The organism is Parahaemophilus parainfluenzae, assembly GCF_001055095.1.
Taxonomy (GTDB): domain Bacteria; phylum Pseudomonadota; class Gammaproteobacteria; order Enterobacterales; family Pasteurellaceae; genus Haemophilus_D; species Haemophilus_D parainfluenzae_Z.
This window is the reverse complement of the sequence record NZ_JVHG01000023.1, coordinates 91,784-111,504: the sequence shown is the minus strand read 5'-3', so window position 1 is coordinate 111,504 and position 19,721 is coordinate 91,784. Positions and strand designations below refer to the sequence as shown.

General features: G+C 39.6%; 19 protein-coding genes. 10 read left to right on the top strand and 9 right to left on the bottom strand.

Annotation, left to right across the window (positions count from 1 at the left end; translation table 11 throughout):
• Nucleotides 1–75: 75 nt before the first annotated feature.
• A complete protein-coding gene (locus ADA56_RS06305) occupies nucleotides 76–912 on the bottom strand; it encodes a KPN_02809 family neutral zinc metallopeptidase (RefSeq protein ID WP_005699634.1) in 837 nt (278 codons plus the stop codon).
• Between the two features lie 177 nt (nucleotides 913–1,089).
• Here ADA56_RS06305 and lysM point away from each other — a divergent pair, with 177 nt between their 5' ends.
• The 8 genes from lysM (at nucleotide 1,090) to rplA (ending at nucleotide 7,408) form a co-directional block, all read left to right on the top strand.
• Complete coding sequence (gene lysM / locus ADA56_RS06300) at nucleotides 1,090–1,530, top strand: peptidoglycan-binding protein LysM (protein WP_005699640.1); 441 nt, start codon at nucleotides 1,090–1,092, stop codon at nucleotides 1,528–1,530.
• A 213-nt stretch (nucleotides 1,531–1,743) separates the two neighbouring features.
• Complete coding sequence (gene tig, locus ADA56_RS06295) at nucleotides 1,744–3,042, top strand: trigger factor (RefSeq protein ID WP_049369843.1); 1,299 nt, start codon at nucleotides 1,744–1,746, stop codon at nucleotides 3,040–3,042.
• 146 nt (nucleotides 3,043–3,188) lie between these two features.
• Nucleotides 3,189–3,770, top strand: coding sequence for an ATP-dependent Clp endopeptidase proteolytic subunit ClpP (gene clpP / locus ADA56_RS06290; RefSeq protein ID WP_005695224.1), 582 nt, complete (start codon nucleotides 3,189–3,191; stop codon nucleotides 3,768–3,770).
• 9 nt (nucleotides 3,771–3,779) lie between these two features.
• Entirely contained in the window at nucleotides 3,780–5,018 is a 1,239-nt protein-coding gene (gene clpX, locus ADA56_RS06285) for an ATP-dependent protease ATP-binding subunit ClpX (RefSeq protein WP_049369842.1), read from the top strand.
• A 121-nt stretch (nucleotides 5,019–5,139) separates the two neighbouring features.
• Entirely contained in the window at nucleotides 5,140–5,556 is a 417-nt protein-coding gene (gene secE, locus ADA56_RS06280) for a preprotein translocase subunit SecE (RefSeq protein WP_005695226.1), read from the top strand.
• Between the two features lies 1 nt (nucleotide 5,557).
• Nucleotides 5,558–6,115: a transcription termination/antitermination protein NusG gene (gene nusG / locus ADA56_RS06275; RefSeq protein WP_005695227.1), complete on the top strand. Its 558-nt coding sequence runs from the start codon at nucleotides 5,558–5,560 to the stop codon at nucleotides 6,113–6,115.
• A 170-nt stretch (nucleotides 6,116–6,285) separates the two neighbouring features.
• A complete protein-coding gene (gene rplK, locus ADA56_RS06270) occupies nucleotides 6,286–6,714 on the top strand; it encodes a 50S ribosomal protein L11 (protein ID WP_005695228.1) in 429 nt (142 codons plus the stop codon).
• A gap of 4 nt (nucleotides 6,715–6,718) precedes the next feature.
• Entirely contained in the window at nucleotides 6,719–7,408 is a 690-nt protein-coding gene (gene rplA / locus ADA56_RS06265; RefSeq protein ID WP_005695230.1) for a 50S ribosomal protein L1, read from the top strand.
• 156 nt (nucleotides 7,409–7,564) lie between these two features.
• Here rplA and ADA56_RS06260 read toward each other — a convergent pair whose 3' ends face one another.
• The 6 genes from ADA56_RS06260 to eno form a co-directional block, all read right to left on the bottom strand.
• Entirely contained in the window at nucleotides 7,565–8,710 is a 1,146-nt protein-coding gene (locus ADA56_RS06260) for an iron-containing alcohol dehydrogenase (protein ID WP_049369841.1), read from the bottom strand.
• Between the two features lie 48 nt (nucleotides 8,711–8,758).
• Nucleotides 8,759–9,940, bottom strand: a complete 1,182-nt coding sequence (locus tag ADA56_RS06255) for a glutathionylspermidine synthase family protein (RefSeq protein ID WP_049369840.1) — start codon at nucleotides 9,938–9,940, stop codon at nucleotides 8,759–8,761.
• 2 nt (nucleotides 9,941–9,942) lie between these two features.
• Nucleotides 9,943–10,569, bottom strand: coding sequence for a hypothetical protein (locus ADA56_RS06250; RefSeq protein ID WP_049369930.1), 627 nt, complete (start codon nucleotides 10,567–10,569; stop codon nucleotides 9,943–9,945).
• A gap of 7 nt (nucleotides 10,570–10,576) precedes the next feature.
• Nucleotides 10,577–11,284 (bottom strand): HAD-IA family hydrolase, encoded by a 708-nt coding sequence (locus tag ADA56_RS06245; RefSeq protein WP_049369839.1) that lies wholly within the window; start codon nucleotides 11,282–11,284, stop codon nucleotides 10,577–10,579.
• 8 nt (nucleotides 11,285–11,292) lie between these two features.
• The gene (locus ADA56_RS06240) at nucleotides 11,293–11,712 is read right to left on the bottom strand and encodes a DUF2251 domain-containing protein (protein ID WP_049364766.1); all 420 of its coding nucleotides are present in this window, start codon (nucleotides 11,710–11,712) and stop codon (nucleotides 11,293–11,295) included.
• Between the two features lie 82 nt (nucleotides 11,713–11,794).
• Nucleotides 11,795–13,105 (bottom strand): phosphopyruvate hydratase, encoded by a 1,311-nt coding sequence (gene eno, locus ADA56_RS06235; protein ID WP_005627703.1) that lies wholly within the window; start codon nucleotides 13,103–13,105, stop codon nucleotides 11,795–11,797.
• 287 nt (nucleotides 13,106–13,392) lie between these two features.
• Between eno and ADA56_RS06230 the strand changes: the two genes are divergently transcribed.
• Nucleotides 13,393–15,162, top strand: a complete 1,770-nt coding sequence (locus ADA56_RS06230; RefSeq protein ID WP_049369838.1) for a DUF4153 domain-containing protein — start codon at nucleotides 13,393–13,395, stop codon at nucleotides 15,160–15,162.
• Nucleotides 15,163–15,294: 132 nt separating this feature from the next.
• On the opposite strand, the gene ADA56_RS06225 is transcribed toward ADA56_RS06230, so the two are convergent.
• Together ADA56_RS06225 and pyrG are read right to left on the bottom strand one after the other, a co-directional pair.
• Nucleotides 15,295–16,230, bottom strand: a complete 936-nt coding sequence (locus ADA56_RS06225) for a glycosyltransferase family 2 protein (protein ID WP_049369837.1) — start codon at nucleotides 16,228–16,230, stop codon at nucleotides 15,295–15,297.
• 122 nt (nucleotides 16,231–16,352) lie between these two features.
• Nucleotides 16,353–17,990 (bottom strand): glutamine hydrolyzing CTP synthase, encoded by a 1,638-nt coding sequence (gene pyrG, locus ADA56_RS06220; protein ID WP_049369836.1) that lies wholly within the window; start codon nucleotides 17,988–17,990, stop codon nucleotides 16,353–16,355.
• A 258-nt stretch (nucleotides 17,991–18,248) separates the two neighbouring features.
• Here pyrG and glmU point away from each other — a divergent pair, with 258 nt between their 5' ends.
• Nucleotides 18,249–19,619 carry a bifunctional UDP-N-acetylglucosamine diphosphorylase/glucosamine-1-phosphate N-acetyltransferase GlmU gene (glmU, locus tag ADA56_RS06215; RefSeq protein WP_049369835.1) on the top strand — a complete coding sequence of 457 codons (1,371 nt, stop codon included), beginning with the start codon at nucleotides 18,249–18,251 and terminating at the stop codon, nucleotides 19,617–19,619.
• Nucleotides 19,620–19,721 lie beyond the last annotated feature (102 nt).

Genomic DNA, 19,721 nt, shown 5'->3' with positions numbered 1-19,721 from the left:
TCAAAATTGACCGCCCTTTTTTATGCTGAAATGAACAGAAATAAAAAAGGCTGACATGAGTCAGCCTTAAAGATTTTATTGGTTAAAGGTATTACACACAGAAGGGTTGGCGCTTTGTAAGCCTTTTCTGAACCATTCTAGACGCTGTGCAGATGTACCGTGAGTGAAACTATCCGGTACCACATAACCTTGGCTGCGTTTTTGTAAACGGTCATCGCCCACAGCTTCTGCTGCATTAAATGCTTTTTCTTCATCACCGCGTTCAAATAAACCACTTTTTACCGCTTGGCTCGCCCAAACACCGGCGAAACAGTCAGCTTGAAGTTCTAATTGAACAGAAAGTTGATTTGCAGTTTTACGATCGCTGCTTTGTTGCGCGCGATTCACTTGCGGCAGAATGCCGAGCATATTTTGTACGTGGTGACCGACTTCGTGCGCAATCACATAAGCAAAGGCTGAATCACCTGCTGCACCCAGTTTATTTTTCATTTCATTATAGAATGATAAATCAAGGTAAACTTTGCGATCGCTCGGACAGTAGAATGGGCCCATTGCTGATTGACCGGTACCACAAGCGGTTGGCGTTACACCATTGTAAAGCACCATGGTTGGCTCGCTATAAGTTTTACCCATTTGTCTGAAATATTGTCCCCAAACGGTTTCAGTGTCCGCTAATACAACTTTAGAAAGACTCGCAAGCTGCTGTTCTTCTTGGGTTTCTAATTGTTGAGAACTTTGTCCTGAAAAATCAGGCGTACCCACTAAGCCTGAAAGATCCACACCATAATAAGCGCCGACTAAAAGAATGATAATACCGAGCACACCGGTGCCTTTTCCGCCACCGAAGTTACCGCCGCCAGAGCCACGTCTATCTTCAATATTTGAGCTTTCTCTACGACCTTCCCAACGCATAATTTGTCCTTTTTGTGTGAGTAAATTAAAAATCGGCGTATTCTATCAAAGTGCGGTCAATTTTAGATCCGTTTTCTTGAAATATTTACATAGCTTTACACTCTGATTTATAGACTTCTTAAGGGAATTTCAGTATCGTAATACTCCCTTAAACAAACATACAAAAGGAACTTTAAAATGGGTTTATTTGATTTTGTCAGTGACATTGGTAAGAAAGTTTTCTCTAAAGAAGAAGATGCATCTAAAGCAGTGACTCAACACATCGCTGAAGATAATCCAGGCGTAGAAAACTTATCTGTTACCGTTGAAAATGGTGTAGCAAATATCCAAGGTGTGGCGGCAAACGCGGCGGCATTAGAAAAAGCAGTGTTAATGGCGGGTAACATTCAAGGTATCCATTCAGTAACCAGCGATGCAAGCATCAATAACGGTGAAACCTTAGGCAGTGATGAAACATTCTACGTAATCCAAAAAGGTGACACTTTGTGGAAAATCGCTGAGAAAGCTTATGGAAACGGTGCGAAATATACCGCTATCGTTGAAGCGAACAAAGAAGTGATTAAAGACGCGGATAAGATTTTCCCAGGTCAAAAAATTCGTTTACCGAAAGGTTTATAATTCGATAAAAAGTGCGGTTATTTTTGGCCGCACTTTTTTCTTTATTAAAAATTGTTGATAAATTGTGCAGTTTTAGCTGGTTTTCTATTGAATTTTCCGGTTTCTATCGACTGTTTGATTTTCTTTCGCTATAATTTGGCGGTTTTTTACTTTTACAAACAATAACGTGTTCGGTGTGGTTTTTACCGAGTGCAACATTAATTGAGGTTACAAATGTCATTAAATATTGAAACAACTCAAGGTTTAGAGCGTCGTGTGACGATCACCGTTCCAGCTGAAGCTGTAGAAAAAGCAACTCGTGAAGAATTCAAACGTGCAGCAAAAAATGTACGTGTTGATGGTTTCCGTAAAGGTCACGTGCCAGCTCACATCATTGAACAACGTTTTGGCGCATCAATCCGTCAAGATGTATTAAACGATCTATTACCACGTCATTTCTTTGATGCAGTCATCGCTGAGAAAATCAACATCGCAGGTCGTCCAACTTTCGCTATCGAAACGTTTGAACCAGGTAAAGATTTATCATTCACAGCAACTTTCGAAGTATACCCAGAAGTTGAATTAAAAGGCTTAGAAAATATCAAAGTTGAGAAACCAACTGTTGAAATCACTGAAGCTGATATCGATAAAATGATTGAGGTATTACGTAAACAACAAGCCACTTGGGTTGAAAGCAAAGCCGCAGCGAAAGCAGATTCTCGCGTAACAATCGACTTCGTTGGTTATGTTGATGGCGAAGAGTTCGAAGGTGGTAAAGCAACTGATTTCGTTCTCTTCATGGGCCAAGGCCGCATGATTCCTGGTTTCGAAGAAGGTATCGTAGGTCACAAAGCAGGCGAACAATTCGATATCAATGTGACTTTCCCAGCGGAGTACCATTCTGAAAACTTAAAAGGTAAAGATGCAAAATTTGCGATCACCTTGAAAAAAGTAGAAGAAATGGAATTACCAGAATTAACAGATGAATTCGTTGCTAAATTTGGTCCAAACACCAAAACTGTGGCAGATTTACGTGCAGAAATCCGTAAAAACATGGAACGTGAATTGAAAAACGCATTAGTTTCACGTGTTAAACAACAAGTAATCAACGGTTTAATCGAACAAAACCCAATTGATGTTCCAGCTTCTGCAGTAGAAGAAGAAATCAATGTATTACGTAACCAAGCAGCACAACGTTTCGGTGGCAATGCACAACAAGCGGCACAATTACCACGTGAATTATTTGAAGCGGATGCAAAACGTCGTGTTCAAGTCGGTTTATTATTCTCTGAAGTGATCAAATCAAACGAATTGAAAGCGGATGAAGAACGTGCGAAAGCAATGATCGCGGATATCGCTTCTGCTTACGAACAACCAGCTGAAGTAGTTGAATATTACAGCAAAAATGAAGAGTTAATGAACAACATTCGCAACGTAGTATTAGAAGAACAAGCAGTTGATGCCGTTCTTGCTAAAGCTCAAGTGACTGAAAAAGCGTCTTCATTTGATGAGATCATGAATCCACAAGCATAATAATTGATAGAACGTGAATTAAATTCACAAGCATATCATCGAAAAGTGCGGTTGTTTTTTTTCAATGAAAAGCGACCGCATTTTTGTTTTTACTGATTTTCGGGTAGAATATTGCCCGATTTTTTAGCACATATTTAGGGGCAAAAATGAGTGTAATTCCTATGGTTGTCGAACAAACCTCTCGTGGTGAACGTTCGTACGACATTTATTCCCGCCTATTAAAAGAGCGCGTGATCTTCTTGAGTGGTGAAGTAGAAGATCGTATGGCAAATTTGATCGTGGCACAGCTACTTTTCTTAGAATCAGAAGATCCGAAAAAAGACATCAATATTTATATTAACTCACCGGGTGGCTCGGTGACTGCGGGTATGGCAATTTACGATACCATGCAATTTATTAAACCGGATGTGCGTACCCTTTGTATTGGGCAAGCTTGCTCAATGGGTGCATTTTTACTTGCGGGGGGGACAGCAGGAAAACGTGCTGCATTACCGAATGCACGCGTAATGATTCACCAACCGTTAGGTGGTTTCCGTGGACAAGCATCAGATATTCAGATCCACGCACAAGAAATTTTAAAAATTAAACAAACCTTAAACGAGCGTCTTGCTTTCCATACTGGTCAAAGCATCGAGCGTATCGAAAAAGACACAGATCGTGATAACTTTATGTCGGCAGAAGAAGCAAAAGCTTACGGCTTAGTGGACGATGTGTTGATTAAACGTTAAGGATTTAACATGACAACAAATGATAACGATCTTCACTGTTCTTTCTGCGGAAGAGAAAAAAGTGAAGTAGGTAAATTAATTGCGGGTACAGATGGTTATATTTGTAACGAGTGTATCGAGCTTTGCCACAGTATGTTGGAAGACAGTGGAGAAATCGAAACACCTAGCGAACTGGCAGTTGAAGAAAAATTACCAACCCCACACGAAATTCGTGCGCACTTAGATGATTATGTAATTGGGCAAGATTATGCGAAAAAGGTCTTATCAGTGGCGGTTTACAATCACTATAAACGCTTGCGCACGAACCACCAAAGCAATGATGTGGAATTAGGTAAAAGTAACATCTTGTTAATTGGTCCAACAGGTAGCGGTAAAACCTTATTAGCACAAACCTTGGCGCGTCGTTTGAATGTGCCTTTTGCTATGGCCGATGCGACGACGTTAACTGAAGCCGGTTATGTGGGGGAAGACGTGGAAAATGTTCTGCAAAAATTATTGCAAAACTGCGATTACGATACGGAAAAAGCAGAGCAGGGCATTATCTATATTGATGAAATTGATAAAATTAGCCGTAAATCAGAAGGCGCATCTATTACTCGTGATGTGTCTGGTGAAGGTGTGCAACAAGCCTTGTTGAAATTAATTGAAGGTACTATTGCGTCTGTACCGCCACAAGGTGGACGTAAACATCCTCAACAAGAAATGTTGAAAGTGGATACCTCAAAAATCCTCTTTATTTGTGGTGGGGCATTTGCTGGCTTAGATAAAATCATCGGTAAACGTACACAAACTGATACTGGAATTGGTTTTGATGCGAAAGTAGAGAAGGAAGAAGAGAAAGAAAATCTTTCTGAATTATTCCGTCAAGTTGAGCCAGATGATTTAATGAAATTTGGTTTGATTCCAGAATTTATTGGCCGTCTTCCAATGATTGCGCCATTAAGCGAATTAGATGAAGAAGCATTAATTCAGATCCTGACTCAACCGAAAAATGCACTGACCAAACAATATCAAGCATTATTTGGCTTAGAAGATGTAGAGCTTGAATTTACACCAGAAGCATTGAAAGCGATGGCGAAAAAAGCCCTTGAACGTAAAACCGGTGCGCGTGGTTTACGCTCAATCGTTGAGGCTGTATTGTTAGATACGATGTATGATTTACCTTCAATCGAAAACTTGAAAAAAGTGATTGTGGATGAAGAAACGATCGTTGATAACAAACCACCAAAACTCGAATATAAAAATTAACAGAAAGTGCGGTTGTTTTTTCTGACATTTTTCATAGGCAATTCCGAAAGAAAATGCTACAATCGCACGTTCTGAAATTAATCTAAAAATTATTTATCCCTTATTTTATACGGATTCAATTATGGCAACTGAAATTGTTGAGAAAAAGAAACACGACCAAGAACAAGTCGTAGAAGGAAAATCAAAAGGCTTAAACACGCTTCTTTGGATTCTTTCTGTGGCATTTTTTACCGCAGCAGCAATTGGTAACGTTTATTTTAAAGAAGCCTTTTCTTTACCTGTGCGTGTAGTTGGCGTAGTTGTCGCCTTATTAATTGCCTTTGGTTTCGCTGCAATTACCAACCAAGGTACAAAAGCTCGTACATTCTTTAGCGAAGCAAAAGTTGAAGGTCGTAAAGTGGTATGGCCAACTCGTGCAGAAACACGTCAAACAACTTTAATCGTTATTGCGGTAACCGTGCTTACCTCTTTATTCTTCTGGGCAATTGATTCAATTATCATTGCATTGATTAACTTCTTAACTGATTTGAGATTCTAAAATGAGCGAAACTGAAAACGTATCCAAAAAACGTTGGTATGTATTGCAAGCATTCTCAGGCTTTGAGAGTCGTGTTGCAATCACATTGCGTGAATATATCAAACAACAACAAATGGAAGATCAGTTTGGCGAAGTGTTAGTGCCGACTGAAGAAGTCGTTGAAAACGTAGCAGGTAAACGTCGTAAAAGCGAACGTAAATTCTTCCCTGGCTATGTATTAGTTGAAATGGCAATGAACGATGACACATGGCACTTAGTGAAAAGTGTACCACGTGTAATGGGCTTTATCGGAGGTACTCCAGATAAGCCAGCACCAATTTCTAAACGTGAAGCAGATTTAATTTTAAATCGTTTAGAGCAAAGTGCTGAAAAACCACGTCATCGTAAAGAATATCAACCAGGTGAAGAAGTGCGTGTGACAGAAGGTCCATTTGCTGACTTTAATGGTACGGTTGAAGAAGTAGACTACGAAAAAGGCCGCTTAAAAGTGTCTGTATCTATCTTCGGTCGTGCAACACCAGTTGAGCTTGAATTTGGTCAAGTGGAAAAAACACGTTAATTTCCCTTTTCCAAAATAAGAGATTTAATGACCGCACTTAAACAATAAAGTGCGGTTGTTTTTCGAGTAGTTTTCTACTTGAAATTTCGAGGCTGATTAATTAGAATACAGCCTTTCATTAACAGGGGAGCCGATTTCGGCGTTATCACCCATTTAGAGGAAACTAAAAAATGGCAAAAAAAGTCCAAGCATACGTTAAGTTGCAAGTTGCAGCTGGTATGGCAAACCCATCACCACCAGTTGGTCCTGCATTAGGTCAACAAGGTGTGAACATCATGGAATTCTGTAAAGCATTCAACGCTCGTACTGAGAGCATTGAAAAAGGTTTACCAATTCCAGTTGTTATCACTGTATATGCAGACCGTTCATTCACTTTCATTACTAAAACTCCACCAGCAGCAGTATTATTGAAAAAAGCTGCAGGTATCAAATCTGGTTCTGGTAAACCGAACAAAGATAAAGTGGGTAAAGTAACTTTAGATCAAGTTCGTCAAATCGCTGAAACTAAAGCAGCAGATATGACTGGCGCGACTATCGAAACTAAAATGAAATCAATTGCTGGTACTGCTCGCTCAATGGGCTTAGTGGTGGAGGAATAATACGATGGCTAAATTGACTAAAAAAATGAAAGCAATCAAAGCTGGCGTAGATTCTACTAAAGCATACGAAATCAACGAAGCAATCGCGTTATTAAAACAATTCGCAACTGCTAAATTCGTTGAAAGTGTTGACGTTGCAGTAAACTTAGGTATCGATCCTCGTAAATCAGACCAAAACGTTCGTGGTGCAACTGTATTACCACACGGTACTGGTCGTGAAGTACGCGTAGCTGTGTTCACCCAAGGTGCTAACGCAGATGCAGCTAAAGAAGCTGGCGCTGATTTAGTCGGTATGGAAGATTTAGCAGAGCAAATCAAAAAAGGCGAAATGAACTTTGACGTTGTTATCGCTTCTCCTGATGCAATGCGTGTTGTTGGTCAATTAGGTCAAGTATTAGGCCCACGTGGTTTAATGCCAAACCCTAAAGTTGGTACCGTAACACCAAACGTTGCTGAAGCAGTTAAAAATGCTAAATCTGGTCAGATCCGTTATCGTAACGATAAAAATGGTATCATCCACACAACAATTGGTAAAGCAAACTTCTCTGAAGTTCAATTAAAAGAAAACCTTCAAGCATTATTGGCTGCTTTAAACAAAGCAAAACCAACTACTGCAAAAGGTATCTTTATCAAGAAAGTAAGCATCTCTACAACTATGGGTGCTGGTGTGGCTGTTGATCAAGCTTCACTATAATTAAGCGTTAAAACTTAATTCAAATTAACCGCACTTTGGGTAACTAAAGTGCGGTTATTTTTTGTGTTCTTTTCAATAAAGTGAAATATTGAGAATATAAAAAGAGCGGTCAAATTCCATTGTTTTGTGAATTTGGTCGCTCTTTTTTATGAGAGATTACTTCGCTAAAGCGAAAATGGCTTCAATAGCTTCTTTAGTATACGTTTTTTCCACTTTCGCTCTGATTGCAGTTTGAGCCGCATTTTCAATAATTTCAGCTAAGGTTTCATCATCAATACCAAGTTGTTCAAGACTCGTTGGTGTGCCGATTTTATCAAACCAAGCTTTTAAGGCTAGGATAGCGTCTTCAGCCTTGTCTAAGCCAAATATTTCTTTAGCAAAACGTTTGAATTGAGCAGGTCTTTGAAATTGATACCATTGCATCCACGCAGGCATAATCACGGAAAGGCCAGCACCATGTGGCACATCTGAAATTGCACTCATGGAATGCTCAATCATATGATTTGGGAAACCGTAAGGTGAGATACCTAAATGCGTTAAACCATTTAACGCAAGTGTAGCCGCCCAGGCAAATTCACCACGTGCATTGAGATCTTGTGGATCATTGAGCAAGATTTCAGTCGTACGAATAACGGTTTTAATATTACTTTCTACCAAGAAATCAATAATTTCAGGGCGATATTCTGCTGTGAAGTAGGCTTCAATAGAATGAGCAATAATATCTGCAGCAGAATACACTAAATAATTACGGCTGACAGTCGCTTGTAATTTCGGATTAATGACTGATACTTTTGGGAATAAATGATTGCTATGAATCGAATATTTTTGCTGTGTTTCTTCATTGGTAATGACTGAGCCCCAGTTCATTTCACTGCCTGTTGCCGCAAGGGTGATCACATCGAAAATCATTAATGCTTTTTGTACCGGTGTGCCTTTAAAGAAGTCCCAAGTATCACCCTCATAGCACGCCCCTGCCGCGATCGCTTTCGCACTATCAAGGCAAGAGCCGCCACCGATACTCAACACACTATCTGCACCAAAGGTTTTAGCCATTGCAACGGCTTCACGAACTTTACTGATTGTAGGGTTGCTTTTTACCCCGCCACATTCAATGTATTCAATGCCATGCTCACGCAAACTTTTCGCCACATCTTCAAATAAACCGGATTGTTTGATACGCTCACTGCCATAGATAATTAAGGCCTTTTTTGCACCGTATTCGTGCATATATTTCCCCATCTCTTTTTCTTTATCGAGACCAAATTCAATGCGAGTAGGGTTTTGAAAACTAAATGGATACATATTTATCTCCTTATTATCTATTAAGTGCGGTCAGTTTTTGCGTTGTTTTTATTCTATAAAGTAATGCGGAATAAAGTGGCTATCATTGCCGGTAACTGGGGTAAAATCTTCTCTCAATCCGATACCACAAGCCACATCACCCACTACCCAAGAACCAATCATAGGGTACATGCCATCAAAATTTGGCAGTTCAAATTTTTGTTGATAGATGTAGCCAGCTTGATCGTAAAAGGCAGAATGCTCACTGCCTTTGGCGGCAAATTCTAGACCATTACGTTTTTCATAGTAAGAAACATTGGCGCCCTCACGACCTAACGTCGGTTTTTTCACCCATATCGATTGGCGATCGGTAATATCATGCTTGCTAAAGTAAGCTGGTAGTAATAATGGGTGATTTGGGTACTTTTGCCATAATTTAGCTAATAGCACTTTATTGCTTAATAGTAATTTCCACGCCGGTTCAATAAAGGTGGTGGATGAGTTAAGCATGTGTGGTGCATATTCTGTCGTAGTCATCCATTCAAGTGGGTAGAGCTTAAATAAACAATCAATAGGTTGATTATTCAGATCGAGGAATTGCTGACTGTCTTTATCGTAACCCACGTCTTCAATAGCAAGTTGATGAATATGCCAACCCGCGTTGTAAGCCACATCTGCTAGGTAATCGATATTGCCCCAATCTTCACGCCCAGCTTCTTGCATGGCACTAAAATGGAAATCTTTTAGCCCAGTTTGTTGTTGAATAAACTGAAAGCGATTAAGCAATTCTTCGTGAATCCAATTGAATTGATCACGATGCGATAAGCCTTCAATTTGCTCTAACCATTGCCATTGCACCACAGCAGCTTCAAGCAGAGAAGTAGGGGTGTCGGCATTGTATTCAAACATTTTGAGGTTTTCGCCGTCATAACCAAAATCAAAACGGCCATATAAGTGCGGTACGTTTTTAGCCCATGTTTGTTCAATCAGTTTTTTTTGTAAATCGGTGAAGCGATAATAGGCATAATCACCTTGTTTCACTTCATCGGCAACAAAATCCATACACATCGCATGCAATTCGTTGGTGGCATCTTCAATACGATCGATTTCAGCTAGAGTAAATTCATATGCCACATTGTCCGACCAATAATGCGAGCCGTCAGAGGAAGGCAGATTATAGTAATCAAAGCCCACATCTAATAATTGTTGCACCATATTGGGGCGAGTAGGAAAGCCCGTGATTCGTTTCATATTTAACCGCCTGAGCTACGGTTACTGCTTGAGTTTGAGCTTTTAAAGCCACCGCGTGAAACTGGTTTGCTGTAAGTGCTACCCGCATTGCCTTTTACTAATACAGGCTTACCGACAGAACGATTAGTTTGCGGTTGGATAACTTGCCCCGTTGGTGTTGAAACGGCGCGATTGCTTGGATTGTAACTAGGGCCTAAAAATGAGCCCATCGTACGCGCGATCATATAGCCCATTGCTGCACCTGCAATCGCACTACCCATACTGCCGTGTCCTTCTCCTGTTGCAGAACTCGTGTGGCTTGTTCCTTCAGCGCTACTTGAATTGCTAGAGTGAGTTGCTCCATCTGGATTTAAGGTTTGTTTAATGGTCTGATTGTCTTCTGACCATTCACTATTATTGCTTGGACGAGTATTTAAATTGCCCGAGAGAGAGGAGCCAGAGCCAGCATGTGCAGTCGTGCTGCTGTTATTTTCATTAGATTGGTCAGCTTCGCATAATTCGATTTTTTGCCAATCGGCTAAACAATCCTCAAGACTGTTATAAACATCTCGTTGAACTTGCTCTTCTGAGCAGCCGCCCAATAAAGCCACAATAGAAAGACTGACGAGAACTTGATTTTTCTTTTTCATCATAGGGTTAAAGTGTTAATAATTCAGTTAAATGATTGATTTCTAATGTAGGCAAAACACTTGCTTCAGTAAATGAATTGAGGTTTTTGCCAGATAAATTAATCCATACAGCTTGGCAGCCAGCTTGAATAGCGCCTTGAACATCCGTGGTTAAGTTGTCACCGATATGTAAAATTTCACTCGGTTTTACGCCAAAATAATGTGCGGTTTGGTGGAACAAATCTTGATGAGGTTTCGCTCTGCCTTGTTCTCCTCCACGTAAACTCAGCTGAAAGTGTTTAAGCCCAATGCGTGTTGCAATCACATTACCATTGGTAATCACACTAAGCGGGTAGCGTTCTTTAAGCTGGTTTAATACTTCAATGCTTTCAGTGGGCACATCAATTTTATGTCGCCATTCAATAAATTCTTCCATGGCAATCGCTAAAGTGCGGTCAATTTCAACCGCATTTTTACCATGATGTGCCAGTAAGTTACGTAACGTTTCGACACGCCAGACAATCACATCTTCAGCAATCAAGGGATCTTTCTCTGCCAGTTGCCATTTCCATTCTCGCCAATATTCTGAGGTAAGATCGCTCAGTTGTGCGTGTTCTTGCACACATTGAAGAAAGCGTTCTTCGGCCAAACGAATGACATCACTGTTATCGTAAAGGGTGTCATCAAGATCAAAACTCATGACCTTGAAAGGCTGAAGACCGCGGTAAAATCGCATAGTTAATCCTATTTAATGGTATTCACACCAAGCCATGCGGTTGCTCGTTCATTGGTGATTTCTTCGTGTGTCCACATGCTCATTAAGTCAGGCTGAGGATGCTTGTTGGTGTTATAGCCGATCAAATGAGCAAAATCAAATACGGCATGCGGATAGCCGTTAATAAGCAATAAGGCTAAATAACCGCTTTCATCCCAGCAAATTTCTAATTTACGTGCCTCGTGGTGATTGCGAGTGTTATCGACGTTATAAACATGTAAGCAATCGACAATAGGCTGCGCATTTTGACGCATATCTAATGCATAAAAATAGCCCGTTTCACCGTCATCTTCAAACATCACCGCTAGATGATCATGCACAGTTGAGTGTGTGCCGACTTGTTTTGGTTGACCGAGAAAGAGTTGATCTTCAAGGGTTAAGTGTAACATTTTCTTTCCTTTAAATATTAGATAGAAAAACACCGCACTTTTTGCAAAGTGCGGTGCTATTTTACATTAAATTAAGCAAAAATTATGCTTGACCTTTAACCGCTTTTAAACCTAAGAACGGAGCTGGTGTGCCAGCACGTTCTAATGCTTCTTCGATACGGATTAATTGGTTGTATTTCGCAATACGGTCAGAACGGCTCATAGAACCAGTTTTGATTTGACCTGCTGCTGTACCAACCGCTAAATCAGCGATAGTTGCATCTTCGGTTTCACCTGAACGGTGAGAGATAACTGCTGTGTAACCTGCATCTTTAGCCATTTTGATTGCTGCTAAAGTTTCAGTTAAAGAACCGATTTGGTTGAATTTGATTAAGATAGAGTTTGCGATACCTTTTTCGATACCTTCTTTTAAGATTTTGGTGTTAGTGACGAATAAGTCGTCGCCCACTAATTGAACGCGGTCGCCTAACACTTTAGTTTGGTATGCGAAACCATCCCAGTCAGATTCATCTTGACCATCTTCGATAGACACGATTGGGTATTGTTTGGTTAATTCTTCAAGATAGTGTGTGAACTCTTGAGAAGTGAATGAACGGCCTTCGCCTTTCATTTCGTATTTGCCAGTTTCTTTGTTGTAGAACTCAGAAGATGCACAGTCCATTGCTAAAGTCACGTCTTTACCTAATACATAACCTGCTTTTTCTACAGCTTCTTTGATACATGCTAAAGCGTCAGCGTTAGATGCTAAGTTAGGTGCGAAACCACCTTCATCACCTACAGCCGTGCTCATGCCTTTAGATTTTAATACTTTAGCAAGGTTGTGGAATACTTCAGCACCGATACGAAGTGCTTCGCGTAATGTTTTCGCACCAACTGGTTGAATCATGAATTCTTGGATATCAACGTTGTTATCTGCGTGCTCACCACCGTTGATGATGTTCATCATTGGTAATGGCATAGAGTAAACGCCTGGCGTGCCGTTAAGTTCTGCGATGTAAGCGTAAAGAGGTAAACCTTTAGACGCTGCAGCGGCTTTTGCGTTTGCTAAAGATACCGCTAAGATTGCGTTTGCACCGAAGTTAGATTTGTTTTCGGTACCGTCTAAATCGATCATGATTTGGTCGATTTCAGCTTGGTTAGACGCTTCTTTACCCACTAATGCATCTGCGATAGGACCATTTACAGCCGCAACCGCTTTTAATACACCTTTGCCTAAGAAACGAGATTTGTCGCCGTCACGTAATTCTAATGCTTCACGAGAACCAGTAGATGCACCTGATGGAGCAGCTGCTAAACCAACGAAACCACCTTCAAGATGAACTTCAGCTTCTACAGTTGGGTTACCACGAGAGTCGATGATTTCACGACCAATGACTTTAACGATTTTTGCCATTTTGTTTTCCTCTGTTTAAAGTTAATTAAAATTAGTTAGGCGAACCTAAAACGGAGATATAATAAAGCAAATTTAGAAATTTGTCTTGGAAAAATGACCGCACTTTGATCTGCATCTTGTTTTTCAATAAAGTGCGGTAAGTTTTTATCTCTTTTTCGCCAATTATTTCTTTTATTTCAGTGGAATTGCCTTCAAAAGTTGGTTAAAGTTGCGCGAAATTTCGTATTATTTTACGACGCATTATTTATTCTTAATTGAGACTTTGTTGCATTGAAAAAGGAATCATTATGTCTCTTTCGACTTTTTTTCAGCAAACTAAAATACAAATAAAATCAGCGATATCTACCCATCCGATTGAAATCTTCATGATTGCTGCGTTTGCTCTTGGAATTTGGTTTGTGGATATGAACTCAGAAAAAGATCATTTAGCTTATTGGCTATTTGAGCCGATGCTACTTGCCTTTATTTATTTGTCTCGTCCTTACTCATGGTATCGTTTTTCGTGGATTGTGCCTCTCATTACTGTTTTCATCATTTGGCAAGTGAATGATAATGCTGATTTTTATGGCTATAGCCCTAAGTTTTGGGGCGCTCAATTTATTGTGTTATTGATATTATTCGGCTTTCCATTTGTCAGAAACAATCAAGCCTTTACTTATCGTAATTTTACGACTCTATATTACATCACTTCATCCATTGCTGGCTGGGGGCTAGTTTCTGGTTTGGTCGCTGCAATTTTGGCTTCAATCAGTACATTATTTAACATTGATTTTGGTGAATGGTTTCAAAAGCATCTTTATTCCTCCATTACTGCATTTTGCCTTCCTTTGTTCTTTTTGGTCTTTCAACAGCGCCAAGAAAATACAGAGATGACGCTAAATCGTAGTTTTGACATTTTAGTGAATTTTATCTTAGCGCCCGCCTTGATGATTTTTACTGCACTACTTTATGCTTACGTTGGCAAAATTATCTTAGCAGGGGCTTTGCCAAAAGGTATGGTGTCGAATATTGCGTTGCCTTACTTAGTTGGAGGCTTAGGTGTTTACGCTTTACGTAGTATTAGTGTTAAAGCAAATTGGGACAGTTTCTTTAAGTTTTTCCCATACCTTTCCATTGTGCCAATTGTATTGTTATGGTTGGCCATTGATCGTCGAATTAGTGCCTATGCTTGGACTGAACAACGGATTTATTTAGTGGCATTAGCCTCGGCGATTACGATTGCTTATGCTATTTTAATCATCCCTAAAATTCGTCAATATCGTTTGATTTCTGTCGTTGTAATGGCCGCAATTTTTGCCATGACTTGGGTGGTGAAACCCAAAGAAATTGCTTATCAAAGCCAAACGGAACGTTTTGAGCATTTACTCACAAAGCTTAATTTATCTGATGGACAAGGAAAAATTCGTGATGATGTGGATTTTTTAAGTCGTTTAGAAAATATGCCAGAAAACGAACGCCAAGATTGGAATGAATTAGATGATGTATCTGATTATTTAGTCCATCATTTGGACTTAGGGGCTGATGACGGCTCTAATTATGAGGATAAACGAAAAGCCTTTGTACAAAGATATGGTGAAAAAGCGAATGAACTGATTTCATTGGATGTTTATGAGCATTCTTTCCGTATCAATGATAGCGACATTATGGCTCTGCAAAATAGCCCGGTTAGAGAAGCGGAGTTTGAATGGTCATCAATTGATGTGAGTTCGTATAAAAAATGGATCCATGTGCCAGTCTATCAATTCTATCGTGTGGACGATAACAGCTCGAAAAAAGAAGAGAATGAGCCAAAAGAACGAGCCGAAGTTTGTTTTGTTGAAGAACATGATAGATATTGTACCGATATGGATCAGCATATTAAACAGGTCTTTCAACAACATCATTTAGATTCAATGAAAAAACTGGCGGAATCAGATCTTAAACTAATCAGCAAAGACTTACTAAAAATTGATGCGCCAAGTTTTGCTATCTATTTAGGTTCACTTGAAATGCAATTTACTCAAGAAAAGGGCTATCACTACAAGGAATTAACCGTCGAAGCTATTTTTGATAAATAGGCTAGATATGTAAAGTGCGGTGATGTTATTGCAAAAAATTTGACTAAAAATGACCGCACTTTGATATTAAAACAGATAAAAATTTCCCCAATTCTATTTAGATTGGGGAAGTAGTCTGATGAAGTAAAAGCTTTATTGTGTTCTTTGATACAAAAGCTTTTTCAAGAATTGTGTATGCGCATCTAAAATACTAAACATCGTTTCCCGATCTTCACCAAATAGTGAGATTTCATTATTTGAACGAACTTTGTCATAAGCTGAAAAGGCGATTTCAAACTCTTCAGTGCGTAATTTAATGGTTTTCCCGTGTAGTATAAGACTTAATAGGCTGACTTCTTTAGGTGTTAATTCTGGAAATAAATGACTTATCCATAGCTCCATAGAGTATTGAACTGCTTCATTTATTTTTTCTTGTTTTTTACTTTCTTGCCCTGGGTGTAGCCGATAAAGCAACAAGGGTTCTGGTAAATTCGCAAATGTCTTTTTGTGTAATGCACATTGTACCCACATATGAAAATCGGGCGCAGTAGCTGTTTGGGCATAATTAATTTCGAGCGCTTTGATACTAGAATGTCGCCACATTGAAGAGGGATTAATGATATTGTCACGAGCTAAAGAAAAATGTGCTTTTATATCTTTATCTAAAAGAGGAAGTGTACTCACTTTAGTCGCTTTATCAGTTTGCCCATCATTAAAGAGCAGAGCATTACTTCCTAAAATATCAATTTCGGGATGCTCATCTAAATATTGAACTTGTTTTTCAAAACGGTGTGGTACACAAATATCATCGGCATCCATACGTGCAACATATTCAACATTCATATAGTTAAGCATATCCATGGCAAATTGCATTACAGCAGGCTCACCTTGGTTTTGTGGTAAATGGTAAACACGTAAGCGAGCATCTTTTGTCGCATAGCTTTCGAGAATGTCACCTGTGTTATCGGTAGAAGCATCATTAACTGCCAGAATACAAAAATCACTAAAGGTTTGATTCAACAATGAATCTAAACATTCAGTGAGAAAATTTTCTGCATTATATGCGGGTAAAATAACAGCAAGTTTCATTTTTAGTTATCCATTATTAAATGAGTGAATAAGGCACAGATGATATTATTCCTTATTAATACAAAGTGCGGTCAAAAACACAAGGATTTTTGACCGCACTTGTTTATTGAATTATCAGTAAATTACTTTTCAGTTTTTAACTGGTTTTCTCTTGCTGCTTTGACAAAGCCTTCGAATAATGGGTGTCCATCACGTGGTGTTGACGTAAATTCAGGGTGGAATTGACATGCAACAAACCATGGGTGGTTTGGTACTTCAATGATTTCCACTAATTTACGATCCGCAGATAAACCAGTCACTTTAAGACCCGCTTTTTCAATTTGTGGAAGCAGATTATTGTTCACTTCATAACGGTGACGGTGACGTTCTTCAATGGTTTCTTTGCCATATAATGCACGCGCTTTTGAGCCTTCAATTAAATGACATTGCTGTGCCCCTAAACGCATCGTACCACCAAGATCTGAATTATCATCACGGGTTTCAATGTGGCCTTCCGCATCTTGCCATTCTGTAATTAAACCAACTACTGGTTGTTCGCAGTGGCGATCAAATTCAGATGAGTTCGCTTTTTCAAGACCAGCAACGTTGCGCGCATATTCGATTAATGCAATTTGCATCCCTAAACAAATGCCTAGGTAAGGAACATTGTTTTCACGCGCATATTTTGCAGTCAAGATTTTGCCTTCTACACCGCGATAGCCAAAGCCGCCCGGTACCAAAATACCATCGACGCCTTTCAATACTTCAGTGCCTTTGGTTTCGACATCTTGTGAATCAATATATTTGATATGCACGCTTAAACGGTTTTTCAAACCTGCGTGTTTTAAGGCTTCATTCACTGATTTATAGGCATCAGGTAATTCAATGTATTTACCGACCATACCAATGGTGACATCGCCCACAGGGTTGGCTTCTTGATAAAGCACTTGTTCCCATTCAGAAAGATCAGCTTCAGGACAGTCTAAGTGGAAACGTTGACAGATGAATTCATCTAAACCTTGTGATTTTAATAATGCCGGAATTTGGTAGATCGAATTCACATCTTTTAATGAGATGACCGCACGTTCTGGTACGTTACAGAATAAGGCGATTTTTGCACGCTCGTTTGGTGGAATCATACGATCTGAACGGCAGATAAGCACATCTGGCTGAATACCAATTGAAAGTAATTCTTTTACAGAATGTTGTGTCGGTTTGGTTTTTACTTCGCCTGCCGTTGGAATATATGGCACTAACGTTAAGTGCATAAAGAGAGTATTCTCACGGCCCACTTGTACGGCAAGTTGACGAAGTGCTTCTAAGAATGGAAGCGATTCAATATCACCCACTGTTCCGCCTACTTCCACGATAACCACATCATGGCCTTGTGCGCCGGCAATCACGCGATCTTTAATTTCATTGGTGATGTGTGGGATAACTTGAATTGTCGCACCTAAATAATCACCACGACGCTCTTTGCGTAATACTTCAGAATAAATTTTACCTGTGGTGAAGTTGTTGCGTTTTGTCATTTTGGTACGAATAAAACGCTCGTAGTGACCTAAGTCTAAATCGGTTTCCGCCCCGTCTTGTGTCACGAATACTTCGCCGTGTTGGGTTGGGCTCATTGTACCCGGATCCACGTTGATGTAAGGGTCTAATTTCATAATAGTCACGTTTAAGCCACGTGCTTCTAAAATTGCTGCCAATGATGCTGCAGCAATACCTTTACCTAACGATGAAACCACACCGCCTGTAACGAAAATATAATTTGTAGCCATAGTGAGAGACCTAAAATGTTGGGATAAAAATGATTATAGCCAATCATCTTTTATGCAAATTTGTGCAGAATGCTGAAAAGTGCGGCCAAAAATAAAAGAAAAAGATGATTAGCTATCAAGACGGGAGGATAGTTTACAGGATTTGAGATTTTTATACAATCTTGTCTTGTCAGGAATGTATGAAAATTAAATGGCTTATCATATTCTCCATTCTACGATAGAATACGCCCAAATTTTTTATAAAGAAGAGAAGAATTTATGACAAATAAAGCATTAAGCGTGGTGATTTTAGCGGCCGGTAAAGGCACTCGTATGTATTCTGATTTACCTAAAGTCTTGCATAAAGTGGCAGGTAAACCAATGGTAAAACATGTGATCGATACGGCGAATCAATTAGGTGCAGAAAACGTGCATTTAATTTATGGTCACGGTGGCGAATTAATGCGTGAACGTTTGGCAAATGAAAGTGTGAACTGGGTCGTTCAAGCAGAACAATTAGGTACAGCCCATGCGGTTCAACAAGCAGCACCATTCTTCAAAGATGATGAAAATATTGTGATTTTATATGGTGATGCGCCATTAGTGACCAAAGAAACATTGGAAAAACTCATTGCAGCGAAACCAGAAAATGGGATTGCATTACTTACTGTCAATTTAGATAACCCAACGGGTTACGGTCGTATTATTCGTGAAAATGGCAATGTGGTGGCGATCGTAGAACAAAAAGATGCCAACGCAGAGCAATTAAAAATCCAAGAAGTGAATACTGGCGTATTAGTAGCAGATGGCGCACATTTCAAAAACTGGCTTTCTCGTGTGAAAAATAACAATGCACAAGGCGAGTTTTATTTAACGGATGTGATTGGTTTAGCAAATCAAGATGGTTGTCAGGTTACTGCCGTTCAAGCCTCTGAATTTATGGAAGTAGAAGGTGCCAATAACCGTTTACAACTTGCTGCATTAGAGCGTTTTTATCAACGTAAACAAGCAGAAAAACTTTTACTTGCAGGCGTGATGTTAATTGACCCTGAGCGTTTTGATTTACGTGGTACATTAGAACACGGTAAAGATGTTGAAATTGATGTGAACGTAATTGTGGAAGGCAATGTGCGTTTAGGTGATCGTGTAAAAATCGGTGCGGGTTGTGTATTGAAAAATGTAACCATTGGTGATGATGTTGAGATCAAGCCTTACTCTGTTTTAGAAGATGCCACAATTGGTGAGAAAGCAGCGATTGGTCCATTCTCTCGTTTACGTCCAGGTGCTGAATTAGCCGCTGAAACCCATGTGGGTAACTTTGTGGAAATTAAAAAATCCACAGTAGGTAAAGGTTCTAAAGTAAACCACCTCACTTATGTCGGTGATACCGAAATAGGTGAAAACTGTAATATCGGTGCTGGTGTTATTACTTGTAACTATGACGGTGCGAATAAATTTAAAACAATCATTGGTAACAATGTATTTGTTGGATCGGATACGCAGTTAGTCGCGCCAGTTACCGTCGCAGATGGAGCAACCATTGGTGCTGGTTCAACGATTACTCAAAATATTGAGAAAGATGAGCTTGTGATTACTCGTGTGCCACAACGTCATATTCAAGGTTGGCAAAGACCGGTGAAGAAAAAGTAATTAACATTGAAAGGCGAACCAATGTGTTCGCCTTTTATGATTTGATGCCTTTTACTTTATAAAGGTTGTTCGAGTTGCTAAAATCATCGTCCATTTATAAAG